At 64.5% G+C, this 24,520-nt stretch carries 21 protein-coding genes; 14 read left to right on the forward strand and 7 right to left on the reverse strand.

Annotated features, from left to right (window positions below; translation table 11 throughout):
• Window positions 1-30: 30 nt before the first annotated feature.
• The 3 genes from ACLV8F_RS02480 to ACLV8F_RS02490 all read right to left on the reverse strand — a co-directional run bounded on the left by ACLV8F_RS02480 (window position 31) and on the right by ACLV8F_RS02490 (window position 5,225).
• Complete coding sequence (locus ACLV8F_RS02480; protein ID WP_411882661.1) at window positions 31-2,097, reverse strand: protein kinase domain-containing protein; 2,067 nt, start codon at window positions 2,095-2,097, stop codon at window positions 31-33.
• A gap of 2 nt (window positions 2,098-2,099) precedes the next feature.
• A complete protein-coding gene (locus ACLV8F_RS02485) occupies window positions 2,100-4,076 on the reverse strand; it encodes a PAS domain S-box protein (protein ID WP_411882662.1) in 1,977 nt (658 codons plus the stop codon).
• A 162-nt stretch (window positions 4,077-4,238) separates the two neighbouring features.
• Complete coding sequence (locus tag ACLV8F_RS02490) at window positions 4,239-5,225, reverse strand: 23S rRNA (adenine(2030)-N(6))-methyltransferase RlmJ (protein ID WP_411882663.1); 987 nt, start codon at window positions 5,223-5,225, stop codon at window positions 4,239-4,241.
• A 230-nt stretch (window positions 5,226-5,455) separates the two neighbouring features.
• On the opposite strand from ACLV8F_RS02490, the gene rplM reads away from it, so the two are divergent.
• From rplM to mdtD, 6 genes are all read left to right on the forward strand, one after another.
• Complete coding sequence (gene rplM, locus ACLV8F_RS02495) at window positions 5,456-5,884, forward strand: 50S ribosomal protein L13 (RefSeq protein ID WP_007867557.1); 429 nt, start codon at window positions 5,456-5,458, stop codon at window positions 5,882-5,884.
• Between the two features lie 10 nt (window positions 5,885-5,894).
• Window positions 5,895-6,287, forward strand: a complete 393-nt coding sequence (gene rpsI, locus ACLV8F_RS02500; protein WP_411882664.1) for a 30S ribosomal protein S9 — start codon at window positions 5,895-5,897, stop codon at window positions 6,285-6,287.
• A gap of 266 nt (window positions 6,288-6,553) precedes the next feature.
• Complete coding sequence (locus ACLV8F_RS02505) at window positions 6,554-7,261, forward strand: DUF6776 family protein (protein ID WP_411882665.1); 708 nt, start codon at window positions 6,554-6,556, stop codon at window positions 7,259-7,261.
• 61 nt (window positions 7,262-7,322) lie between these two features.
• Window positions 7,323-7,724 (forward strand): bactofilin family protein, encoded by a 402-nt coding sequence (locus ACLV8F_RS02510; RefSeq protein WP_411882666.1) that lies wholly within the window; start codon window positions 7,323-7,325, stop codon window positions 7,722-7,724.
• Window positions 7,725-7,891: 167 nt separating this feature from the next.
• A complete protein-coding gene (erpA, locus tag ACLV8F_RS02515; protein ID WP_122955163.1) occupies window positions 7,892-8,257 on the forward strand; it encodes an iron-sulfur cluster insertion protein ErpA in 366 nt (121 codons plus the stop codon).
• Window positions 8,258-8,386: 129 nt separating this feature from the next.
• Window positions 8,387-9,808 carry a multidrug transporter subunit MdtD gene (mdtD, locus tag ACLV8F_RS02520; protein ID WP_411882667.1) on the forward strand — a complete coding sequence of 474 codons (1,422 nt, stop codon included), beginning with the start codon at window positions 8,387-8,389 and terminating at the stop codon, window positions 9,806-9,808.
• Between the two features lie 32 nt (window positions 9,809-9,840).
• On the opposite strand, the gene ACLV8F_RS02525 is transcribed toward mdtD, so the two are convergent.
• Entirely contained in the window at window positions 9,841-10,785 is a 945-nt protein-coding gene (locus ACLV8F_RS02525; RefSeq protein ID WP_411882668.1) for a DMT family transporter, read from the reverse strand.
• A gap of 93 nt (window positions 10,786-10,878) precedes the next feature.
• Here ACLV8F_RS02525 and ACLV8F_RS02530 point away from each other — a divergent pair, with 93 nt between their 5' ends.
• From ACLV8F_RS02530 to ACLV8F_RS02550, 5 genes are all read left to right on the forward strand, one after another.
• Window positions 10,879-11,790, forward strand: coding sequence for a LysR family transcriptional regulator (locus ACLV8F_RS02530; protein ID WP_411882669.1), 912 nt, complete (start codon window positions 10,879-10,881; stop codon window positions 11,788-11,790).
• Between the two features lie 116 nt (window positions 11,791-11,906).
• The gene (locus ACLV8F_RS02535) at window positions 11,907-13,028 is read left to right on the forward strand and encodes a dipeptidase (protein ID WP_411882670.1); all 1,122 of its coding nucleotides are present in this window, start codon (window positions 11,907-11,909) and stop codon (window positions 13,026-13,028) included.
• 46 nt (window positions 13,029-13,074) lie between these two features.
• Entirely contained in the window at window positions 13,075-16,041 is a 2,967-nt protein-coding gene (locus tag ACLV8F_RS02540) for a DUF2339 domain-containing protein (RefSeq protein WP_411882671.1), read from the forward strand.
• Window positions 16,038-17,471, forward strand: a complete 1,434-nt coding sequence (locus ACLV8F_RS02545; protein WP_411882672.1) for a DUF3999 domain-containing protein — start codon at window positions 16,038-16,040, stop codon at window positions 17,469-17,471. Before ACLV8F_RS02540 ends, ACLV8F_RS02545 begins: the two co-directional genes overlap by 4 nt.
• 38 nt (window positions 17,472-17,509) lie before the next feature.
• Window positions 17,510-18,166 carry an FABP family protein gene (locus tag ACLV8F_RS02550; protein WP_411882673.1) on the forward strand — a complete coding sequence of 219 codons (657 nt, stop codon included), beginning with the start codon at window positions 17,510-17,512 and terminating at the stop codon, window positions 18,164-18,166.
• Window positions 18,167-18,176: 10 nt separating this feature from the next.
• On the opposite strand, the gene ACLV8F_RS02555 is transcribed toward ACLV8F_RS02550, so the two are convergent.
• On the reverse strand, window positions 18,177-18,662 hold the full coding sequence (locus tag ACLV8F_RS02555; RefSeq protein ID WP_411882674.1) for an Lrp/AsnC family transcriptional regulator: 486 nt from the start codon (window positions 18,660-18,662) through the stop codon (window positions 18,177-18,179).
• Between the two features lie 133 nt (window positions 18,663-18,795).
• Here ACLV8F_RS02555 and glmS point away from each other — a divergent pair, with 133 nt between their 5' ends.
• A complete protein-coding gene (glmS, locus tag ACLV8F_RS02560; protein ID WP_411882675.1) occupies window positions 18,796-20,646 on the forward strand; it encodes a glutamine--fructose-6-phosphate transaminase (isomerizing) in 1,851 nt (616 codons plus the stop codon).
• 273 nt (window positions 20,647-20,919) lie between these two features.
• On the opposite strand, the gene ACLV8F_RS02565 is transcribed toward glmS, so the two are convergent.
• On the reverse strand, window positions 20,920-21,420 hold the full coding sequence (locus ACLV8F_RS02565) for a protein tyrosine phosphatase (RefSeq protein ID WP_411882676.1): 501 nt from the start codon (window positions 21,418-21,420) through the stop codon (window positions 20,920-20,922).
• A 206-nt stretch (window positions 21,421-21,626) separates the two neighbouring features.
• Entirely contained in the window at window positions 21,627-22,619 is a 993-nt protein-coding gene (locus tag ACLV8F_RS02570; RefSeq protein WP_411882677.1) for a LysR substrate-binding domain-containing protein, read from the reverse strand.
• Between the two features lie 97 nt (window positions 22,620-22,716).
• On the opposite strand from ACLV8F_RS02570, the gene ACLV8F_RS02575 reads away from it, so the two are divergent.
• Together ACLV8F_RS02575 and ACLV8F_RS02580 are read left to right on the forward strand one after the other, a co-directional pair.
• Window positions 22,717-23,481, forward strand: a complete 765-nt coding sequence (locus ACLV8F_RS02575; protein ID WP_411882678.1) for an ABC transporter permease — start codon at window positions 22,717-22,719, stop codon at window positions 23,479-23,481.
• The gene (locus tag ACLV8F_RS02580) at window positions 23,478-24,506 is read left to right on the forward strand and encodes an ABC transporter ATP-binding protein (protein ID WP_411882679.1); all 1,029 of its coding nucleotides are present in this window, start codon (window positions 23,478-23,480) and stop codon (window positions 24,504-24,506) included. The genes ACLV8F_RS02575 and ACLV8F_RS02580 overlap by 4 nt, the downstream gene beginning before the upstream one ends.
• The last annotated feature ends 14 nt before the right edge of the window (window positions 24,507-24,520 follow it).

Below are 24,520 nucleotides of genomic sequence, written 5' to 3' on the forward strand. Positions count from 1 at the left end.
CAGGCTACACGCAGTGAGCCTGGACGGGGGTTACAAACTGATATCCGGCGCCACGCCTTCCAGCTCGAGCAAAAAGGCCTCGGCCGATTCATAACGGTGCTCGGGATTTTTGGCCATCAACTTGTTGACGACGCCTTGCAGGTCGCCGTGCGCGGCCGGCAGCGCGGGTGTTTCGGCATTCAGGTGCTTGGCCAGCAGCAATTCGAGCGACTCGGCGATGTAAGGCCTGCGATGGGCCAGCATCTCGTACAGCATCACGCCCAGGCTGTAGAGGTCGGACTGGGCCGTGACCTTGCGGCCCGTGGCCTGTTCGGGGCTCATGTAATACGGCGTGCCGACCACGTAGCCGTGGTGCGTTTGCGTCAGGCCCATGCTGTGCGCCTGCAGCATCGATTTGGCGATGCCGAAGTCGGCCAGGGCCACGCTGCCGTCGGCGCGCAGCATGACGTTTTCGGGCTTGATGTCGCGGTGCACGATGCCGTGCGCGTGGATGGCCGAGAGGGCCTGCGCGATCTCGCGCGCCACGGTCAGCGCCTGCGGCCGCGCCAGGCTGGGGCCGAACAGGCTGCGCAGGTCGCCGCGCTCGAAGTATTCCATCGCGATGTAGGCGTGCTCGTCGGTGAAGCCCTGGTCATAGATCTTGATGACGTGCGGATGGTCTATCTTGCAGAGCAGGGCGTATTCCTGGATGAAGCGCACCAGGTGGTCGGAGGCCTCCTTGCCGCGCGAGTCCAGCACCTTGAGCACGATGGGCAGGCCGTCGGATTCGCGTTCGCTGAGGTAGACCTCGGTCATGCCGCCCGCGCCTATCTTGCGCGTGATGCGGTAGCCCTTGAGCCGCACCGGCTCGGTGCTGGCGTCAAAGCGCAAGTCCTTGAGGGCCGAGAGCTTGGAGTCCAGCGCGCCCTTGACGGCGCGCGCGGTGATGTCGGAATTGGTGCGCACCGCGTCGCTGATCTCGCCGGCACGCTCGGTCAGGCTGGCCATGCCGTGGATCTTGTCTTCCATGGTGGTGACCAGGCCGGTGACTTCCACAACATCGATGGCGAGGTTCTTGCCCGGCACCACCAGCGAGGTGTGGGTGCCCGTCTGTATGCCGGTGCCGGCCTGGCCGAGCGAATGCTCGCTGGCCATCACCGTCCAGCCCATTTCTTCGGAGGCGCTTTCCAGCCGCGCGGCCAGCGTCACGGTTTCGCCGACGGGCGTGATTTCCTTGTTCTGCTGCGTGCCGAGCTGGCACAGCGTGACGGCGCCGCTGTGGATGCCCACGCCCATGGCAAAGGGCGGCAGGGCGCGCTCGCCGAAGCGTTCATCGAGCCAGTCGCGAAACTCATGCGTGGCCAGTGCCATGGCCAGGGCCGCGGAAATCGCCCGGCGTGAGGCGGGCAGCGGCGAGCCGGTGGTCGTGTCGGAAAACACCGCCATCAGGCCGTCGCCGATGAACTTGATGTGGCGGCCGCTGTTCTTCAGCACGGGCTCGGAGGCTCGCTCGAAATATTCCGTGAGCAGTTGCGAGACCTCGGCTGCGCTGAGCTTTTCGGCGATGGAGGTGAAGTTGCGGATGCTGGCGACCAGCACGGTGGCGCTGGAAAGTTCCTCGGTTTGCGCGGTGGCGGGGATGTCCACCGGCACCGTGTCGGGCCGGCCGCCGCTGATGCGGCTGGAAAAGGCCGCGCGCAGGCGCTCTTCGCCGGCGGCGACTCCGGAATCGATGGCTTCGCGCACCCGCGCTGTTTTCCTGAGCTGGGCGTTGACGGCGTCCAGCAGTTCGGCGCGGCTGAAGGGCTTGGACAAATAGTCGTCGGCACCGGCCGTCATGCCGCGGCGCATGCTCTCGCGGTCGTCCAGCGCGGTGAGCAGCATGAAGGGCGTGTTGGCCAGCGCGCGGTCGGCGCGCAGGGCCGCCAGCAGCTCGAAGCCGTTCATGCCGGGCATGCCGACGTCGGAGATGACCAGGTCGGGCCGGCTGGCGCGGGCCTGCGCCAGGCCTTGCAGGCCGTCGGGCGCGGCGGCGGTCTCAAAGCCTTCGAGCTTGAGCAGGCGCACGATGTTGCTGCGGATGGCGTCGTCGTCTTCAACGATCAGAATCAGGCTCATGTCTATCCTTGGGAAATGGGCAGGCTGACCGTGAACCGGGTGCCTGCGCCTGGCGTGCTCGCCACCTCGATTTTGCCGTGGTGCAGGTCGACGGCGTGTTTCACGATGGCCAGGCCCAGGCCGGAGCCCTGCCGGTTGCCCACGTTGGAGCCGCGGTGAAAGCTCTCGAAGAGGCGCGGCAGGTCGGCGGGCGGTATGCCTATGCCTTCGTCGCTGACCTTCAGCACCAGTTCGTCCTTGCCGCCGTCCAGCGTCAGCACCACCACGCTGCCCGCGGCCGAATATTTGCAGGCGTTGGCCAGCAGGTTGCTGGCGATGTGGCGGATCAGCCGCTCATCGAGCATGACCAGCTGCGAAAACGCATCGTGGCCGACCGGCGCCTCGAACTCGATGACGTGCTGGCCCGCGTCGCTGGTATGCATTTCGGTCACGAGCTTGCGGCACAGCGCGGCGATGTCCAGCGGGCGCAGGTTGAGCCTGAGCTTGCCGGCATCGGCCTGGCCCACCGTCAGCATGTCTTCGAGCATGCCTTGCATGCGCTTCACCGCGACCACCAGGTCGGCCATGATGTCCTGGCGCTCGCGGTGCGTGATTTTTTCGCCGTAGTGCTCGATCAGCTCGGCCGAGGAAAGAATCGTCGCCAGCGGCGTGCGGAATTCGTGCGAGGCCATGGAGACGAAACGCGTCTTGAGTTCACCCAGCTCGCGTTCGCGCACCAGCGCGCGCCGGGTTTCCTCGTCGGCCTCCTTGCGGCGCGTGATGTCCACGTAGGTCCAGACCGAGCCGTCTTCGGGCCGGTTGCGATCCAGCGCCGAGCCGTCCAGCTGCACCCAGATCAGCTCGCCGTTCTTGCGGCGCATGCGCGCCTCGGCCGAAAACAGGCCGGTCTGCATGATCTGCGCGTAGGCCAACGCGCCCACGCGCTCGAACTCCTCGTCGTCGGGGTAGTGCACCCGTGTCTCCTGGCCCAGCAATTCGGCGGGGCTGTAGCCCAGCATGGCGGCCAGCGTGCGGTTGAGCCACTGGTGGCGCCGCGCCTTCAGGAAAGTCACGCCGACGGCGGTGGTCTCCAGGATGGCCTCACGCTGCGCCAGCGCGCTCTTGAGTTCTTCATCGAGGCGGCGGCGCTCGCTGATGTCGGACATCAGTACCAGCAGGGCCGGCTCGCCGTCCCATTCGATGCGCGTGCCGTAGATGCTGGCCCAGCCGGTGCGCAGCCCGGGCTCCATCGCCTCGCGCGGCGGCGTGATGAAGCGCGCCTCGTAGGCGCTGACCATGGTGCCGGCCTGCATCAGCTCGCGCCGCTGCTGCACCAGGGGCCTGTCCTCGGGGTGGATCAGGTGCAGCGAAGGCTGGCCGGTGAGCGCGCGGCCGAACAGCGCCTGCGCGCTGGTGTTGGCAAAACGGACTATGCCCTTTTGCACGACAAGAATGGCGTCGTTGACGTTTTCCACGACCGCGCGGTAACGCTCGGCGGCTGACTGGGTCAGGGCTTCGAGCCGTTTGCGTTCGGTGACGTCCTTCAGGAAAAAAAGGTCCGCGGGCGCGCCTTCCCAGTCCACCAGCACGCCGTTGATTTCCACCCAGGACACCGTGCCGTCGTCGCGCTGGAAGCGAGCCTCAAAGGCCGGGACGATGTTGCCGGCGGCGCGCAGCTTGTGCTTGCCGGACACAAAGTCGCGGTCGTCCGGATGGATGAACTCGATCATCAGCCGGTCGGCCATGGTGGCGGCCTGGGTGCCCAGCAAGGCCAGACAGGGTGGATTGGCGAAGCGCAACAGGCCACCCTGGCCGACACAGATGTTCTCGGTCGCCAGGTCGACCATGGTCTGGTAGCGCGCCAGCGAGGCGCCCAGCTCGCGTGTGCGCAATGCGACCTGCCGGGCGATTTCAGCCTCCATGGACTCCTCTCCCGCGCCCGGCCCACGGCCGGTCGTGCCCGGCGAGGCTGGGGAGGGCGGGTGTGCCTGAGCGGGCATGGGAAGTCGTGAGGCGCGGGTGGAAATCAGGAAGATGGGAGGAGACAGAGCTACAGGCAACCTTGCCACAACTCACCGCGGCGGTAAAGACAGGAAAACATGCGCGTATCCTGGCGCAAACAGGCTAGGCCCGTGTGTGCGGGCGGCGCCAGATCGCTGCTCTCAGCCGCCGTGCTCGAGCGTGAAGCTCGCGTTGCGGTCCTGTCCCAGCAAGGCAACCATTTGCGGCAGCGCGGCCTGCAGTTCGGCTTTCAGCGTATGCGGTGGGTTGATGACGAACATGCCGCTGGCGGGCAGCCCGGGGCGAATCACCTCGCCGCTCGTATCTGTCGTTAATTTGCTTGATTTCACCGTTAACGCGGCATTCAGCCAGCTGCGGCTGGCCTTGACGGCCAGAGTTTTGAGTTTTCGCGGCAAATCGTGCGCTTCAGGCCGCGGAATGATGGGGTACCAGACCACATAGGTGCCCGTCGCAAAGCGTTTGACGGCATCGGCCATGCAGGTCGCCACGCGCCCGTAGTCGCTCTTCATCTCGTAGCTGGGATCGCAGAACACCATGGCCCGGCGCGCCGGTGGCGGCAGAAAGGTTTTGAGGGCCTCAAAGCCGTCTTCACGGGAAACCGCCACCTGGCGGCCCACGCCGAGTTGCTCGATGTTGCCGGAAAGCGACTTGAAATCGGTCGGGTGCAGCTCAAACAGCTTGAGCTTGTCGCGTCCGCTCAGGAACTGCTGCTCGATGAAGGGCGAGCCGGGGTAAATCTTGAGGTGGGCGATGTTGCCGGTCTCGGCGAACTGCGGGTTCAGGCCGCGCAACAGGTCGATATAGTCTTGCAGCGCCGGCGCCCAGCCCGGGGCGGCGGCGGGTTTGGCGGTGCCGGTTGCTGCGGTTTTGGTACCGGCCGGCGCTTTTTTGGCGGGGGCCGCGGGCGTTTTTGGCTCGGACAACAGCCTGAAAATGCCTTCCTGCGCCTCGCCGCTGGTTTCGGTGTAATCGCCGTCCAGGCGATAGAGGCCGGCGCCCGCGTGCGTGTCGATCACGGTCAGGGCCGTGTCTTTCTGGGTCAGGTACTTCATCAACGCGATCAGCGTGGTGTGCTTGAGCACGTCGGCGTGGTTGCCTGCGTGGAAGGCGTGGCGGTAGGAAAACATGGGCCTATCCTACCTTCTTGCCGGGGCGAAATGCCTTAAAACCGGCCGAATATTGACGCAAGTCCTTGATTTTTCATATAATCATTGGCTCTGCAGCGCCTAGTGGTTCCGCGGCGGAGCTCGGCAAATGGAGAAATCCGATGCCGGATTGACTGCCTAAGAGGTTCTCATCAGAAGAACACCGACCGCAGAAAAGAACCCGACAAACCATTTTTTTCGAAAGAAAACTCATGAAAACGTTCAGCGCAAAACCCGCTGACGTGACGCACGAGTGGTTTGTGATTGACGCGACCGACAAGGTCCTCGGACGAGTAGCCAGCGAAGTTGCTCTCCGTTTGCGCGGCAAACACAAGGCCATTTATACGCCTCACGTCGATACCGGTGACTTCATCGTCATCATCAACGCAGCCCAGCTGCGCGTCACCGGCGCCAAGTCGACCGACAAGATCTACTATCGCCATTCCGGATATCCAGGCGGCATCACTGCCACCAACTTCCGCGACATGCAAGCCAAGCACCCCGGCCGCGCTTTGGAAAAAGCCGTCAAGGGCATGCTGCCCAAGGGCCCGCTCGGCTACGCCATGATCAAGAAACTCAAGGTGTACGGTGGTGCAGAGCACCCGCATACCGCCCAACAGCCTAAAGTGCTGGACATCTAAGGAGCCATTGATGATTGGTGAATGGAACAATGGCACCGGCCGTCGCAAATCCAGCGTCGCCCGTGTGTTTATCAAAAAAGGCACCGGCAAGATCACGGTCAATGACCGTGACATCCAGGTGTTCTTCGGTCGTGAAACTTCGATCATGATCTGCCGCCAACCCCTGTTTCTGACGAACCACGTCGAGACGTTTGACATCATGGTCAACGTCCACGGCGGCGGCGAGTCCGGCCAGGCCGGCGCAGTGCGCCACGGTATCACCCGTGCGCTGATCGATTACGACGCAACGCTCAAGCCGGCCCTGAGCCAGGCCGGCTTTGTGACCCGCGATGCACGTGAAGTCGAACGTAAAAAAGTCGGTTTCCGTTCTGCTCGCCGCCGCAAGCAGTTCAGCAAGCGCTAATCCGCTTCGCTGCCGAAAAAGCCGCCTGGTTCACGCCAGGCGGCTTTTTTCTTGGACGAATGCTTTTTTGCTCTTTTCGGTGCAGATCGGGACTGTTGATGTTTTTTCGATTCCAGATAGGAGTTTTAGCTGGCTTGAACACATAGGAAAAAGCCCGGATGCAAACCCTTACTGTTGCTTTACCGGCTATGTCGGCTTATTGGGCATTGCGCGCCCCCGTCTGCGTGCACAATGCACTCCCGAACCGAAAACCGCAGGACCCGTCCTTGAAATTCCGCCTGTTTCGCCGCCGACTGACCATCAGTTCCCCGCGCATGTCGGTGCGCAGCTCGCTGCCTTGGCCCCTGCGCTGGATTGCCGGTGCCCTGATGCTGGGGTTTTCCGGCGCCATCGCCTTGTGGGCGTTTGAGTTCGGCAAGGGCATCACCGGTACGGACACCGGCAGCAAAGAAGAGCTGGTCCAGCTGCGGCAGGAACTGGCCAGCCTGCGCGCCGACCGCGACAAGGCCCAGTCCATCGCCAACACCTCGGGCAGCCTGCTGACGGCCGAAAAGGCCGCCCAGGAAAAAATGATCAGCCAGATCAAGCAGCTGGAGACGGACAACCGCAGCCTGCGCGACGACCTCGGCTTTTTCGAAAAGCTGTTACCCGCCGGCACCACTGAAGTCGCCACCATCCGCAGCCTGCAGGCCGAAAAGCTGTCGGATACCCAGCTCAAATGGCAGGTTCTGGTCATCCAGGCCGAGAAAGCCGCCCCGAATTTCAACGGCAAACTGGACGTGACCGTGAACGGAACCCAGGACGGAAAGCCCTGGTCGTTAACTTTGCCCGGAGGTCCGCAAACTTTACAGTTCAAACAGTACCGGCGCGTGGAAGGTGTCCTCGACTTGCCCCCCCAGGCCGTGGTACAAACTGTTACAGCTAAGGTCATTGAGGGAACAACGGTCAGATCTGCCCAGACCTTCAAGCTTTGAACTTTGAATTTACCCAGCCATCCCGCCCACCGTCACACTGACCCAGCACAGGAAACTTTGTATGTTTGGAAAAAAGAAACAGCCGTCCATCAAAAGCCTGATTGCCCAGGGCAGCTGTATTGAAGGCAACCTGAAGTTCACCGACGGCCTGCGCATAGACGGTGAGGTGATAGGCGACATTCGCGCCGCGGAAGGCACTTCCAGCATTCTCGTGATCAGCGAATCCGCCACCGTGACCGGTTATATCCATGCCGACCACGTCATCATCAATGGCCGCGTCATGGGTCCCGTCCATGCGTCCGAGCTGCTCGAACTGCAGCCCAAGGCCAGGATCGAAGGCGACGTGTCCTATAAGGCGCTTGAAATGCACCAGGGCGCCGTCATCTTTGGACAGTTGCGCCCCACCACGCACCCCGAGCTGGAAGAAAAGCCCACGCTCAAGCTGGCAGCCAACAATATCTGAGAGGGTATGGAAATTTAAGCGAGTAAGCGCTTACAAGTAGGTGGCAAGGCCTAACACGCATGGGCGTTATGGTTGATTGAATTGCTGTACTATTTGCCCACAAGTGCCGTCAGAGCCTGAACGCTTCGAACCGCGAACCGCTTCGCCCCCAAGTATTGGAGTCCCCCATGAGTGCCGTTGCCGAAAATATCCAGACCGAAATGCCCGCGCCTTTTGTCTTTACCGACAGCGCCGCCTCCAAGGTGGCCGAACTGATCGCCGAAGAAGGCAATCCCGACCTGAAGCTGCGCGTGTTCGTGCAGGGCGGCGGCTGCTCCGGTTTCCAGTATGGTTTCACCTTCGATGAAATCACCAACGAAGACGACACCACCATGACCAAGAACGGTGTGTCCCTGCTGATCGACGCCATGAGCTACCAGTACCTGGTCGGCGCCGAGATCGACTACAAGGACGACCTCGAAGGCGCCCAGTTCGTGATCAAGAACCCCAACGCCACCAGCACCTGCGGCTGCGGATCCAGCTTCTCGGCCTGAGGCTAGCCCAACGCCCACTGCTTGAAAGCCGCCCCTCGAGGCGGCTTTTTGCTGTCCGGGCCGATCCGGCCCCTTCGGTTATTTCCGCAATGCGGTGAACCAACGCCGCCCCTTTTTCATCTCTCATCCATGCAGGCAGAAGAAAAATCATTGCGCATGTTGCTGTGGCTGGTGGCCATCGGCTTTTTCATGCAGACGCTGGACGCCACCATCGTCAACACCACCTTGCCGGCCATGGCGCGCAGCTTCGGCGAAAGCCCGCTGCGCATGCAGTCGGTGGTGGTGGCCTATTCCCTCACCATGGCCATGCTGATCCCCGCGTCCGGCTGGATCGCCGACCGCTTCGGCACGCGGCGCGTGTATGTGGCGGCGATCTCGCTGTTCGTCATCGGCTCCATCGCCTGCGCGCTCTCCGGCAACCTGATGCAACTGGTGGCCGCGCGCGTGGTGCAGGGCATGGGCGGGGCGCTGCTGCTGCCGGTGGGCCGGCTGGCCGTGCTGCGCGCCTTTCCGCGCGAACGTTTTCTGCAGGCCATGAGCTTCATCGCCATCCCGGGCCTGGTCGGGCCGCTGATAGGCCCCACCCTGGGCGGCTGGCTGGTCGAGGTGGCCACCTGGCATTGGGTCTTCCTCATCAACATCCCGGTGGGGCTGCTCGGCTGCGTGGCCACGGTGTTCTATATGCAGGACAACCCGCGTTTGCAGGTGCCGCGCTTTGACCTGCCGGGTTATCTTTTCCTGGCCTTCGGCATGGTGGCCGTGTCGCTCGCGGTGGACGGCCTCTCGGGCCTGGGCCTGAAACAGGCCAGCGTGCTGGTGCTGCTGGTCTTCGGCATGGCCAGCCTCACCGCGTACTGGCTGCACGCGGCCAAGCGGCCCGACCCGCTGTTTTCACCCAAGCTGTTCTCTATTCCAACTCTCAGCATAGGCCTGCTCGGCAACCTGTTCTCGCGCCTGGGCAGCTCGTGCATGCCTTTCCTGGTGCCGCTGCTGCTGCAGGTCAGCCTGGACTATTCGCCGCTGCAGGCCGGGATGATGATGGTGCCGGTCGCCGTGGCCAGCATGCTGGTCAAGCGCGTCACCACGCCGCTGATCACGCGCTACGGTTATCGCCGGGTGCTGGTGACCAACACGGCGCTGGTGGGGCTGAGCATGGCCAGCTTCGCGTTCGTGGCGCCGTCCCAGCCGCTGTGGCTGCACATCCTGCAATTGGCGCTGTTTGGCGCGGTCAATTCCATGCAATTTACCGCGATGAACACGGTGACCCTGCGCGACCTCGACGGCAGCATGGCCAGCAGCGGCAACAGCCTGCTGTCCATGGTGCAGATGCTGGCCATGAGCATGGGCGTGGCCGCCGCGGGCGCGGTGCTGGCCGGCTTCACCGAGTTCTTCGGGGCCGGCGAAGCCGTGCACACATTGCATGCCTTCCAGGCGACGTTCGCCGCGATGGGGCTGATCACGCTCGCGTCCGCGGGGATCTTCTGGCAGCTTTCGCCGCAGGTGAGGGTGGTGAAGAAGGCTGAAGCGACCGAGGCTTCGGGGCAGGGGTAGTTTCCAGGCGGTCTTGGAAAATCCGGCGAAATCTACTTGACCCGATTCACCAGAAATACGCCGAATATCGCCAGGGCTCCGCCGGCCAGCAGGCTGGCGCTCAAGGGCTCCCCCAGAATCAACCACCCCAACAGCACGCCAAACACCGGCACCAGGTTGTTGAACACCACAGTCCGCGCGGCGCCCAGTTGCCGCAGGCCTTCGTAGTACCAGACAAAAGCCACGGCCGTGCCGAACACGCCGAGGAAGATCAAACCGGCCCACACTTCGGGCATGAAGGCTTCGGCGTGCACATGGGGAATGTCGCGCAGCGCCAGCAGGCCTAAAAACAAGGTGCCCCAGATCGCCGCCCACAGCGTGGCCAGCACCGGCGACAGGCCTTGCAGCAGCTTGCGGCCCAGCAGGGTGTAAACGGCCCAGGCGCAGACGGCGCCGAACATCGACAGCTCGCCCTTGCCCAGCGATTGTGTGATCTGCGCCAGGTCGCCGCGCGTCACCACCACCCACACGCCCAGCAGCGCCAGCGTCACGCCCAGCCAGCGTGTGGCCGAGAGGCGGTCGCCCAGCAGCGCGGCGGCGATCAGCAGCGTGACCACCGGGTTGAGGGCAATGATCAGCGAGGTTCGGCCGGCCGGCAGCACCGACAGCGCCGTGAAGAACAGCAGGTTGTAGGCAAAGATGCCGGTCGCGCCCAGCGCCATGGTGCCCAGCAACTGGCGCCGCGTGATGCGGCGGATGGCGCGCAGTCCTTCGGTGAAATGCAGCGCCGCCAGCAGGGCCAGCGTGGCGAACACAAAACGCACAAAACCCGCGGTCGCCGGCGGCAGGTGGGCCGAGATCACGCGGCCCGCGATGAAGGTGCCGCCCCATAAAACCGGCACACAGGTCAGGCGCAGGTAAAGGCTCCAGAGGGCGGGCGTGTGCGCCACAGGCGCGGGGGCGGAGGCCAGGTCGGCGGGTGGCGAGGCAGTCGTCATGGTTTGTGCAGGTGGAGAACCGGCAAATAAGGTAAATTGAATGCATGAGATTAGTTGTTAAATGACTCACCATCAAATGAGGATTCACTCATCATGACCCTGGCCCAACTCGAAGTGCTGATCACGCTGGACGAATGCCGCAGCTTTTCGCGTGCGGCCATGCGTCTGGGCACCACCCAATCGGCCGTCAGCCATGCGCTGCGCGCGCTGGAGACGCAGTTCGGCGTCAAGCTCGCGCTGCGCGATGCCTCGGGCGTCTCCATGACCGACGCCGGCGAACGCCTGCTGCTGCGCGCGCGTGAAATGACGGCGCTGGCCGCCACCATGACGCAGGAGCTCGGCGATGCCAAAGAGCTGAAAACCGGCACGCTGCGCATAGGCTCTTTCGGCCCCACCTCCACCGTCAACCTGCTGCCCCCGCTGCTGGCCGCGTTCAAGCAGCGCCACCCCGGCGCGCAGGTGCGCATCGAGGAAGAAAGCGACGAGGTCATCGACGACTGGCTGCTGCAAAAGCGCGTGGAGCTCGGCTTCGTCGTGGTGCCCGACGAGCGCTTTGAAGTGCTGCCGCTGGTGCAGGACGAATTCGTCGCCATCCTGCCCGCCGGCCACGCGCTGGCCGCGCACAAGGCCGTGCCCATCACTGCGCTGACGGGCCTGGACTTCGTGCTGACCGAGGCCGGCTGCGGCCCGGTCATCGTCCCCATCCTGCAGAAAAACATCGCGCTGCCTAAGGTGCTGTACCACTTCACGCAGATCATCTCCATCCTGCAGTTCGTGCAGCGCGGCCTGGCCGTCTCCGTCGCGGCGCGCCTGGCGCTGCCCGATGCGCCCGAAGGCGTGGTCTACCGGCCGCTGCTGCCCGCGCAGCCGCGCACCGTGGGCCTGGCCTGCCTGGACGTGGTCAAACTTTCACCGTTGGCGCGGGCCTTCTGGGAAACGGCACGGGAACAGGCCAAGGCTCCGGCGGCCGGCAAGGCCGCGCGCGGCAAACTGCTCGCCGCCTGAAGCACGCGTATTGGCGTATTGCTATCCATACTTATTAACCGTGTCTTCGGGGCAAACCCCGGCTTCGTTCCGTGCGGCTGCCTCCACAATGGGCGACAACATCAAGAGGAGTGAACATGAGGGAAACGACGAGGGATTTCCGGGCCGCACGACGCGCCCTGCTGGGCCGGCTGGCTGGTGTGGGCGCGGCCGCGGCCTTCATGCCGCTGCTGTCGCGCGCGCAGGCGCCCGCACCGGGGCGCATCATCCCGATCGCCGACATGCATTCGCACCTGGGCATCGTGGGCCGCACGCGTTCGCCGGCAGACCTCGCCACCGAAATGAAAACCCACGGCGCGACGCTGGTGTCCTGGTCCATCGTGGGCGACGCGCCCTGGCTGGGCAACGGCCCCAAGGGCGTCATCCAGCAGGGTGAGCCCACGCCCGCCGAGCTCTCGGCATTCTTTGACAAAACTCTGGCCGGCATGCTGGCCTATGCGCAGCAAAACCAGCTGGCCATCGTGCGCACCGGCGCCGACGTCGACGCGGCCATGGGCGGCAAGCACTCGGTGCTGCTGGCCAGCGAGTCGGCCGAATTCATCAGCACCGACCTCGCGCCGCTGAAAAAAGCCTTCGACCTCGGGCTGCGCCAGTTGCAGCTGGTGCACTACATCCGCAACCCCATAGGCGACTACTCCACCGCATCGCCCGTGCACAACGGCCTGAGCCCGCTGGGCCGCGAGCTCGTCAAGGCCTGCGAGTCGCACGGCATCCTCCTGGACCTGGCGCACTGCAGCACGCCGGCCATAGACCACGCGCTGGAAGTCGCCACCAAACCCATGATCTGGTCGCACGGCTGGGTCGACAGCGACGCCGGCGGCTATCGCGACCCCTACGGTTACCTGATGCGGCGCCTGTCCATTGACCAGGCCAAAAAGATCGCCGCGCGCGGCGGCGTGGTCGGCCTCTGGGGCCTGGGCCTGCGCCAGCCGGGCCAGGCCTATGGCTGGAAGGTCGGCCTGCAGGACCGCGCTGGTTATGCGCGCGAAGTGGCCAAGCTCGCCAACATGATAGGCGCCGACCACGTCGCCTTCGGCACCGACATCGCCGGCGTGGGCAACGAATGGGCCATCAACGACTACAGCCACGTGCGCGAAATCGTGCAACTGCTCGAAGGCCAGAAGCTGGACGCCGCGACGATAGACAAAGTCGCCTTCGGCAATTTCGCCCGCGTGCTGAAGGCCACACTTCCCGCCTGATCCCCTTCAAGTACCATCAGCCTGATACAACAGGGAGGCTGGGGTCATGATCATCTGGAGCATTGTGTGGGGCGCGGTTCTGGGCTGGCTGTGGCCGGGCCATGGGGATGAGGGCGCTTTTGTGGGCGCTTTCCTCGGCTTCTTCGCGGGGCTGTCGCTGCGCTGGGCGGTACGGGCCGAAATCGAAACCGCGCGGAAAAAAGCGCTGCCGCCAGCAGTACCGGCAAGCCGCCAGGCGCCCGACGTTGCGGCCGCTCCCAAGGCCGCCGCGCAAGCACCCGACGATGGCGAAGGCTTCAAGGATTTCGTAGACACCAAGCCGTTGACGGAAACGCCGCCCAAGGTTTCCACCGTGCCGGAGCAGCCCGTCAGCGCCGCGGACAACGAAGCCGCATCGCCGGCCCCGGCCCCCAACGGCCTGCCGCGCGCGCAAGCCGCAAGCGCGGCCGCAACTCCCGCAGCCGCTGTCCGTCCCGCCTACAAACCCGCCGAACCCAACCCGGTGGAGCTGGCCCTGCTCGCCGCCAAAAACTGGTTCCTGGGCGGCAACACCATCGTGCGGGTCGGCCTGGTCATCCTCTTCATCGGCCTGTCTTTCCTCGCGCGGTATGCCGCGTCGGCCGGCCTGTTTCCCGTCGAGCTCCGTCTCGCGGCCATAGGCGCGGCGGCCGTCGCGCTGCTCGCGGTGGGCTTTCGCAAGCGCCACGACAAACCCGGCTTCGCGCTGGCGCTGCAGGGCGCCGGCGTGGCGGTGATGTACCTCACGGTGTTCGCGGCCTTCCGTCTCTACGGCCTGCTGCCGCCGTTGCTGGCTTTCGGCCTGATGATCGTGGTCTGCGCCCTGAGCTGCGCGCTGGCGCTGCTGCAGAACTCGCGCGCGCTGGCCGTGGCGGCCTTCGCCGGCGGCTTTGCCGTGCCGCTGCTGCTGTCGACAGGGCAGGGCAGCCACGTCGGGCTCTTCAGCTATTACACGCTGCTCAACCTGGCGATTTTGTTCATCGCGTACAAGCGCTCCTGGCGCATCCTCAACGTGGTCGGTTTCATCGCCACCTTCGGCGTGGCCACCGCCTGGGGCATTCTCAAGTACGTCCCCGAGAACTATGCCAGCGCCCAGCCCTTCCTCATCGTGTTTGTGCTGATCTACCTGTTCACCGCCATCCTCTATGCGCGCAACACGCCGACACGGCTCGGCAATGCGGTCGACACCATGCTGGTCTTCGGCACGCCGCTGGCCGGCTTCGGCCTGCAGGCCGGGCTGGTGCGCGGCATGGAGCTGGGCACGGCTTTCTCGGCGCTGGGTTTTGCCGCGCTCTACCTGCTGACGGCCATGGTGCTGGTGCGGCGCGCGCTGTCCAGCTACCGCCTGCTGATCGAATGTTTCATCGCCGTCGGCGTGGGTTTTGCCACCCTGGCCGTGCCGCTGGCGCTTGATGCGCAATGGACTTCCGCTGTCTGGGCGCTCGAAGGCGCGGGCGCTTTCTGGGTCGGCATGCGCCAGGCGCGCTGGATGCCGCGCGCCTTCGGCCTGCTGCTGCAGGGCGTGGCGGCCATGGCTTTCCTCGGCGGGCTGGAAGACGGTACCGGCGGCATGGGCCACCATGTCTATGCCATGCCCTTCATCAACCCCGTCTTCATCGGTGCGATGCTGATCGCCTTGCCCGCGCTGCTGCTGGCCTGGTGGCTGCGCGGCCCGCTGCCGCACAGCGAATCGTCTTGGGCCAAGGCCTATGCCGGCGTGGAGGCGCAGCTCTCCGTTCCCGTCTACCTCTACGGCTTTTTCTTCTGGTGCCTGGCCTGGCTGCTCGAAATCGCCCGCCGCGTGCCGGCGCTGGAAGCCGACGCCATTCCCCAGGCTGTCTTCAGCGAACGCAGCACTAGCCTGCTGATGATGCTGGCCGTCGTCGCCAGCGCCGCGCTGTCGATGTTGCTGGGCCTGAAGAAACAATGGGCCGTGGCCACCTGGCCCGCGCGCGCCACCATCGCCGTGCTGGCGCTGGGCTACGTGGCGCAATGCGGTGAAGGCTACCGCGTGCTGGCCACACCGGCCTGGGCCGTCTGGCCCGTGGTGCTGGTGCTGCACTACTGGATGCTGCGGCAGACCGACCGCCTGGCGGCGGCCCCGGCCCTGGCGGGCGGTGCAGGCCGCGCATCGCCTTTCGGCTTTCTGCATGCCGCCAGCGCCTGGCTGGTCACCGTGCTGCTGGCCGACTGCCTCTGGTCCGGCATCGCCAGGGCCGAGCTCTGGCGCACCTCCTGGGCCGGTGTGGTGCTGCTGGTCAGCGCCATCGCGGTGCTGATGCTGCTGGCGCTCTGGGCCGGCCGCGCCAATCGCCTGGACGCGCGCGCCAACTTTGCCTGGCCGCTGCAGCCGCACGCCCAGGCCTATTACTGGTATGCCGCGCTGCCGCTGGCCGTGCTGGTGTTCTGGGGCGCGCTGGGCGGCGCCGTGCTGTCGTCCGGCCGCACCGCGCCGTTGCCCTACATCCCGCTGCTCAACCCCACCGACCTCACGCTGGCCCTGGCGCTGGGCGCGCTGGTGTTCTGGCGCCGCGTGCTGGTGACGGCCGCGCCTGCGCCCGGCAACGCGGGCTGGGTCACCGGCCGCAACGCGCTGGTGGCGCTGGCCCTGCTGGTGTTCGTCGCGGTCAACACCGTGTGGCTGCGCATCGCCCACCATTTCTTCGGTGTGCGCTGGGATGCCGAGGAGCTCTTCGGCAGTTTTGTGGTGCAGACCGGCTACGCGATTCTGTGGACGCTGCTGGCACTGACTCTCATGGTGCTCGCACACCGCCGCGTGCAGCGGCCGCTGTGGCTGGTGGGCGCGGGCCTGCTGGGCCTGGTGGTCGTCAAGCTGCTGCTCATCGACCTGTCGAACGCCGGCGGCGCCGAGCGCATTATTGCCTTCATCGTGGTTGGCATACTGATGCTGGTGGTCGGCTACTTCGCGCCGCTGCCGCCCAAGGCCGCTGCCACACCGGATGCCCAAGACCTGAAAGAAGAGGCCCAGCCATGAAGATTCCCGCCCGGTTTGTAACGCTCGCGCTGGCCGCGGGGCTGGCCGCGCCGCTGCCGGCCCTGGCCGTCGACACGCCGGACGCGGCCAACGCCAAGTCCTATGCCGTCCGCATTCCCGTCACACCGGTGCCCGACGCACCGCTGCAGCGCCTGCTGTTGCCCGCCGAGGCGCTGGTGCGCCTGCAAAGCGCGGGCTATGCCGACCTGCGCCTTTTCAACGCGGCGGGCCAGCCCGTGCCCATGGCGCTGGCCAGCGTGCCGACGCAGACCTCCACGCAGGAGCAGAGCGTCAAGCTGCCCGCCTATCCCATCCTGGGCGCGGAGGGCGCTGGTGCGGCGGGCCTCGAAGGTTTGTCGCTGCGCATTGAAGAGCGCCAGGGCAAGCGTGTGGTGCAGCTCAACACCGGCAAAGCCACCACGGCGTCGGCGGCCCCGCAGAAAGTGCTGGGCGCGCTGCTCGACGCGCGCAAGCTCAAGGAGCCCGTGGCCGCGATGACGCTGGACGCCGACCTGCCCGTCGGCCAGCCCGTCACCTTCAACGTGCAGGCCAGCAAGGACCTCAAAAGCTGGCGCCCGCTGGCCGACACCGTGCTGTACCGCGCCGATGCCTCCAGCGCCGCCGCCAGCCTGGGCGACACGCGCCTGGACCTGTCCATGGCCGACCTCAAGGACCACTATTTGCGCATCAGCTGGGGCGGCGCCGCCGTCACCGTGCGCGGCGCCACGTTGCTCACCTCGCAAAGCACGGCGGTGCGCCAGCGCGTCAGCGCGACCATGGCCGTGCCGGCGCTCACCAACGCGCACGAACTCGTGTTCGCGTTGCCCTTCGCCACGCCGGTCGCCGCGCTGAAGATCACGCCGCAAGGCCGCAACGTGCTGGTGCCCATACGCGTGCTGGGCCGCAACAACCGCGAGCAAGCCTGGGCCTTGCTGGCCACCTCGGTGGTCTACCGCCTGGGCGCGGCCGGCAAGGAGCAGAGCAGCGGCCCCGTCGAACTGGGCGGCGCCTCGGTGCGTGAAGTAAAGATAGAGGCCGACGCCAAGACGCCGGGCTTTGCCGCGGCCCCCGAGATCGCCCTGCAGTTCGAGCCCGCGCAACTTGTCTTCCTGGCCGGCGGCCCCGGCCCCTTCACGCTGGCCGCCGGCTTGCCCGGCCCGGCGGGCGCCGCGGCCGCCTTCCTGCCCATGGCCAGCCTGGTCCCGGGCTACAAGGCTTCGCAGGAAAACACGCTGCCGCAGGCGCAGCTCGACATCAGCCGCATCGACGTCACCGGCGGCGCCGTGGCCGGCCCCCTTGTCGCGGCGCAGGCCGGCGGCGACGGCATACCCACCCGCAGCCTGGTGTTGTGGGGCATCCTGCTGCTGGGCGTGCTGGCCCTGGCCGGCATGGCCTGGGTGCTGATGAAGCAAACCAAAAAGACGGACTGATCCATCATCATCACCCTCATCGTTGTTGGAATGAAACCATGAGCACAGAAGCCTTCCCCCAGGACATCTACACCGAGCCCGAGGTCGACCCCGACACCCTCGCCAACCTGGGCCCGCTGCGCGCCATGGCCGGCATCTGGGAAGGCGCGCGCGGGGCAGACGTCAAACCCGTGGTCACCGGCACCAAGACGCAGGCGTATACAGAGCGTTACGAGCTGCATCCCATCGATGCTCAAACCAACGGCCCGCAGGCGCTGTACGGCTTGCGTTATCACACCTTTATCCACAAGCCAGGTTTTACGAAAACCTATCACGACCAGGTCGGCTACTGGCTGTGGGAGCCCGCCACCAGCACCGTCTTTCACACGCTGGCGATTCCGCGCGGCCAGGTGGCCATGGCCAGCGGCAAGGTCGCGGCCGATGCGACGCAGTTCGAGCTGGTCTCCGAGCGCGGCAGCCTGACCAACGGCATCGTTTCCAACCCCTTTATCGAACACGCCTTCACCACGCTGGCCTGGCGCATTGCCGTCACGCTCAATGCCGACGGCAGCTGGTCTTACTTCCAGACCACAGTGATGCAGATCCAGGGCCGCGACCAGCCCTTCGACCACACCGACCGCAACACCCTGGTCAAGGTCGGCGAGCCCGCGCTCAACCCCAAGGCGCTGGCAAAGCAGCAGGGCACCACCGCATAGCAATTGGCTGCTAGGGTGCCAGCAACACCCGCGGCTCAAACTTCGCACGCCGCGTGCTGAAGAAGGCCTTCACGTTGCGCACGTTCGCATCGCTGGTGAACAGCCGCTGCGCCAGCGCCAGGTAGCGCGGCATGTCGGCCACATGCACCACCAGCATGAAGTCCGGCCCCGGCGACACGCGGTAGCACTGCTGCACGGCCTCGTCGGTGATCACGCGCGCTTCAAAGGCTTCCTGCTGCTCGGCGCCTTGCCGTTCGAGCGTGATCTCCACCAGCGCCGTCAGCCCGTGGCCCGTGATCGCGGCCAGCTTGTCAACGTTGAGCAACGCCACGTCGCGCTCCACCAGCCCGGCATCGCGCAGGCGCTTGACGCGCCGCAAGCAGGTAGGCGGCGAGATGTGCACGCGCTCGGCCAGCGCCTGGTTGCTCAGCGAGGCATCGCTTTGCAGGCTGTCCAGCAGTTTCAAGTCCGTATCATCAAGCGTAATTTGTTCCATTAAATGACTTTAAATGAAATTAAATTCAATGAATCAAGAATTATGAAATTAAATTCCATAATTCAACAAAAATCAATCACTTAACAAAATAACAAGTCCGTAGCATCAAGCCATTCTTTTTCAGGAGACCTCCATGTGCGGCATCGTTGCTTCCGTTTCGACACGAAATATCGTTCCCATCCTGGTGCAGGGCTTGCAGCGCCTCGAATACCGCGGTTATGACTCCTGCGGCGTCGCCGTCTACGCCGGCGGCCTCAAGCGCGCGCGCAGCACCTCCCGCGTGGCCGAGCTGCAGGAACAGGTCGCCAACGACAAGCTCGAAGGCGCCACCGGCATCGCCCACACGCGCTGGGCTACCCACGGCGCGCCCGTGGTGCACAACGCGCACCCGCACTTCAGCCACGGCAGCGGCGCCGCATCGCAAGCCAGGCCGGGCAAGGTCGCGCTGGTGCACAACGGCATCATCGAAAACTACGAAGAGCTGCGCGCCGGCCTCAAGGCCAAGGGTTATGTCTTCGAAAGCCAGACCGACACCGAAGTCATCGTGCACCTGATGGACAGCCTGTATGACGGCGATTTGTTCGAAGCCCTCAAGGCCACCGTCGCGCAACTGCACGGCGCCTACGCCATCGCCGCCTTCTGCAAGGACGAACCCCACCGCGTCGTCGGCGCGCGCGCCGGCTCGCCGCTCATCCTCGGCGTCGGCAAAGGCAATGATGAGAACTTCCTCGCCAGCGACGCCATGGCCCTGGCCGGCGTCACCGACCAGATCGTCTACCTCGAAGAAGGCGACATGGTCGACATCCAGCTCGGCAAGTACTGGATCGCCGGCAAGGATGGCAAGCCCGTCCAGCGCGAGGTCAAGACCGTGCAGGCCCACAGCGGCGCCGCCGAACTCGGCCCCTACCGCCACTACATGCAAAAAGAAATCTTCGAGCAGCCGCGCGCCATCGCCGACACGCTCGAAGGCGTCGAAGGCATCGTCCCCGAGCTCTTCGGCGACCAAGCCTTCCGCGTCTTCAAGGACATCGACTCCGTCCTCATCCTCGCCTGCGGCACCAGCTACTACAGCGGCTGCGCCGCCAAGTACTGGCTCGAATCGATTGCCGGCATCCCCACGCAGGTCGAGGTGGCCAGCGAATACCGCTACCGCACTTCCGTGCCCAACCCGAAGACGCTGATCGTCACCATCACGCAAAGCGGTGAAACGGCAGACACCCTGGCCGCGCTGCGCCACGCGCAAAGCCTGGGCATGACGCAGACTTTGACCATTTGCAACGTCTCCACCTCGGCCATGGTGCGCGAATGCAAGCTCGCCTACATCACCCGCGCCGGCGTCGAGATCGGCGTGGCATCCACCAAAGCCTTCACCACCCAGCTCGCCGGCCTCTTCCTGCTCACGCTGGCCCTGGCCCAAAGCAAAGGCAAACTCACAGAGGAAGAAGAAGCCGGCCACCTCAAAGCCATGCGCCACCTGCCCGCCGCCCTGCAAGCTGTGCTCGCGCTCGAGCCGCAAGTCATCAGCTGGGCCGAAGACTTCGCCAAGATGGAAAACGCGCTCTTCCTGGGCCGCGGCCTGCACTACCCCATCGCCCTCGAAGGCGCGCTCAAGCTCAAGGAAATCAGCTACATCCACGCAGAGGCCTACCCCGCAGGTGAACTCAAACACGGCCCCCTGGCCCTGGTCACCAGCGCCATGCCCGTCGTCTGCGTCGCGCCCAACGACGCCCTGCTCGAAAAACTCAAAAGCAATATGCAGGAAGTCCGCGCCCGCGGCGGCGTCCTCTACGTGCTGGCAGACGCCGACAGCCACATCGAAAGCAGCGAAGGCCTGCACGTCATCCGCATGCCCGAACACTACGGCGCCCTCAGCCCGCTGCTGCACGTCGTGCCGCTGCAGCTGCTGGCGTATCACACGGCTGTGGCGCGGGGGACGGATGTGGACAAACCCCGCAACTTGGCAAAGTCTGTGACCGTCGAATGACGGTCACAGGTGCGCGCTAGCGCACTGCGGGGTTTGGTGGACACTTACTTCGCGTAGCGAAGTGATTCGGCCACACAAACCTCTCCCCCCGCAACTTGGCAAAGTCTATGACCGTCGAATGACGGTCACAGTGCGCGCAAAAAAATACCGGCACGGAGCCAGTATTTAAAAACGGGTTTTCACCAGTCGGAGACTGGCGCGAGAGAGCCGCGCCAACAAAAAACCTTAGCCGCCTTCTATGACGGAGTGATGTCATGCATGAAACAGTTGCGTTCACGCCATGTGTGCCATGTCGCGGATGTCGCTGCGCAGCGCGGCACGGTCAGATCCATGCATGGGAAGCGCGACCAGGAGCTCCAGGCGCCGGCGCAGCGAGTAGAGGGTTTGCAGCGACATGGTTTTCAGTTCCGAGCTGTCGATGCCGGGCAGCAGGATCGCGGGGCTTCCCCACAATGCGGTATCAGGTTGGCCGGGCCAGCTGGGGTGCTGCCTGGCGGTGGCCTCGTCCAGCGAGATCACAAAGTCCATCCTGGGCGTGCCCATGCGCGTGAACTCATTCCAGGATTTGCTGTGCAGGCCTGCGGTCGCAACCGATGCGGTTTCCAGCACCTCCAATACCGGCTCCGGTATGGGTCCGCCGGTGTGGCCCGGCATGCCGCACGAAAAAGCGTGAAACCGGCCTTTCCCGAGCTGGTTGAGGCAGGCCTCGGCCAGGATGCTGCGGGCGCGATTGGCGCACGAGACGAAGAGCACGTGTATTGAAGGTCTGGCCATGCTGGATTGGGAAGAGAAGTTACTGCTGTTATAGCCAAAAAAAATGACCGACGAAAAACGCCGGTATCACGCCTTGCGCGGATACATGGCAAGCTTTCGGGCCGGACGGTGATGTAGACGCCAACTCGCCACGGCAAGGTCATCCTCGACGCCGGCAAGCCAGGCCGTCTGCGGTGCGATTCGGCGGACAGGGTCACCCCTGAACATCAGCGCCCGGCCCAAGCCGGTGAGCCTTTGGAGGCTGACGCTGCTGCCTCGTGTTCTCCGCATTCCAGAATCCAGGCCCTGAACGCCGCAAAAACAGGGCGATCAAGCCTGTCTGGTGCAAAGCATAGATAGTGACCCTGATCGAGCTCGATGGGCTTTCCCACCACGCAGGCAGTTCCTGATGCGATCTCCTCCTCAACCAGCGTCCTGGGAACGAGGCCGACGCCCAGACCACTGACCACGGCTTGAATCACTGCCGAGTATTGGGCAAAAGTGGGGCCGGACATCGCCAGGACTTCGTCAATGCCGTGATGAGCCGCCCATCGAGGCCATGCGGAGACCGCTTGCTCGTGGTGCAAAAGGGTCTGGTCCAGAAGCTCACGCGCAGGCCGCTCCCTGCGCCCCTGTCTGGCGACCGAGGGGGCTGCGATGCACACGAATTCCCGGCCGGAGATGTACTCGGACTTGACGGCTCCCCACTCGCCCTTGCCGTACCGGATGGACGCATCGATGTCCAAAGGCTGCGGATCATTCGGTTCAAGGTGTTGCCGGAAGCTGAACTCGACCCCAGGATGGATCTTCCTGAAGTCAGCAAGCCGCGGGATCAACCACTTGCTCAAGAAGGTAGGTGCGCTGGCCAGCCGCAAGACGCCTGAACTCGGTCCGCCGGAGCGGGCTTCAAACGTCGCCGTTTCTATAGACCTGAGACTTGGGGAAATCTTGGACCAGTAGTCCCGTCCCGCTGATGTAAGCCTCACGCCGCGCCCGGACTTTTGCAGCAGTTCCAGGCCGATGAAGGCTTCAAGCCCTGTGAGCTGTTTGCTGATCGCGCTGACTGACACACAGAGGCTGGACGCCGCCCGAGTGAGGCTTTCATGACGCGCGACAGAATCGAACGCCAGCAATTCCTGAATGGTGGGGCAGCTTCTCTTCATGAAAGCAGTATGACAAATCGTTTCCAAGTGCTCAACTGTTGTCGTTGAATTTTTCACTGGTGCTCAGGCTTCATCATAGACAAAATTTGCGACTGTGCAGTCTTGGTGATTGGTGAAGGTGGACTGCAAGGAAACAATTTAGAAATCTCTCAAGATGGTCCGCTTCCTTTCACTGATCTATGGCGTCTATCTGGCGCTTCCGATCCTGCTGCTGCTTGTGGGGAGCTTTGGCGCGTCCTGGTCCAACACACTCTTGCCGACCGGTGTCACCACCCGGTGGTACATGGATCTCTGGTTCGATCCATCCTTCGGGAAAGCCTTTGCCACCAGCCTCGTTGTGGCACTTTGCGCTTGCGGCATCAACACCGTCATCGCCGTCCCCCTGGCGTATTCACTGCATCACCGCGCAGGACAGCGTGGCGCCTTCGCAGGTCGCCTTGTGAGCGCGCTCCCGATCGCGGTTCCCACCATCACACTCGGATTCGGCTATGTCATCGTGTTCAACACGGATACGCTTCCGTGGCTGGGAACACTACCGCTGCTGATTGCGGCGCATGCTGTACAGACATTGCCTTATCTCACCGCGACACTGCTCGCCGACCTCCGCCACCTTGGCATCGAGAAGCTGGAGGCCGCGGCTGCCACCCTGGGGGCTTCCAGCTGGCAGAGATTCTGGGGCGTGGCGATTCCCAATCTGCGGCATAGCCTGCTGAGTGGACTGGTCATGGTCGCCGCAATCTCCGTGGGTGAGTTCGGCCTGTCCAACCTGCTCACCAGTTTCCAGAACCGCACGTATCCGGTCGTCCTGCTCCAGGCTTTCTACGGCGCCACGGGCTTTGCCTGTGCAGCCACCGTGATTCTGTTGCTGCTGGCCAGCGCTTCGGCCGTTATCTCCTCGTCCGTCATCAAGAGAATATGAGCCTCAAACTCGATCAGGTCGGTTATCGGTATCCGGGAACGTCTCACGGCTTGACGGATTTCACGCTGGAAGTGCAGACCGGTGAACTGCTGGCCGTGGTGGGGCCCAGCGGCTCCGGCAAGTCCACCTTGCTCAAGCTGGTGTCGGGCCTGGCCAGCGGCTATTCGGGCACGATCCTGCTGCATGGGGAGGACATCTCCTCCAAACCAGTCCACAAACGGGACATCGGCGTGGTTTTTCAAAGCTATGCGCTGTTTCCCCATCTGGATGTCGCCGGCAATGTCGGGTACGGGTTGAAGTTGCGTGGCGTGCCGGCGGCCGAGCGGGCGCGGAAGGCGAAGGAATTGCTCGAGCTCGTGGGGATGGGCGACGCTGCCGCCAAATCTGTGGACCAACTATCGGGCGGGCAACAGCAACGGGTTGCTCTGGCCCGCGCCCTGGCGATCGGCCCCAAGGCCTTGTTGCTGGATGAACCGCTTTCTGCGCTCGATGCGGGCATTCGCGCGCACCTTCGCGACCAGATTCGCTCGCTGCAGCGAAGATTCGGGGCCACGACCCTGCTGGTGACGCACGACCAGGAAGAGGCGCTCACCATGGCCGACCGGGTGGCGGTGATGAAAGACGGCGTCCTGCTGCAGGTGGGATCCCCGGAAACGATCTACGCCGAGCCGGCCAATCGTGCAGTGGCCGAGTTCATTGGCCTGTCGAACATCCTGGAGGCCAAGGTGCGGGGCCAGGACGAGATCGACCTGGGCTGGACCATCCTTCACGCGCCTACCGGAAACAGGTTAATTGGCGCCACGGTGCAGGCCCTGATCCGCCCGGAGCACATTCAAGCCGACCCTGAGACAAGCGCGATCAACCGCGTGGCGGGCCACCTGGCTGCCCGCCGCTATCTCGGGCCCGTGGTGCGCTACGACTTCAGCGTCCCCGACAAAGCCGAACCGATTCTTGCCGAAGGCCTGCGCGAGGCCCGCGAAAGTATCGCCATTTCGCCCGATCACATCCGCCTTCTTGATTCCTGACCATCCAAACCGGA

Source organism: Polaromonas sp. YR568, from assembly GCF_943369675.1.
Classification (GTDB): domain Bacteria; phylum Pseudomonadota; class Gammaproteobacteria; order Burkholderiales; family Burkholderiaceae_C; genus Polaromonas.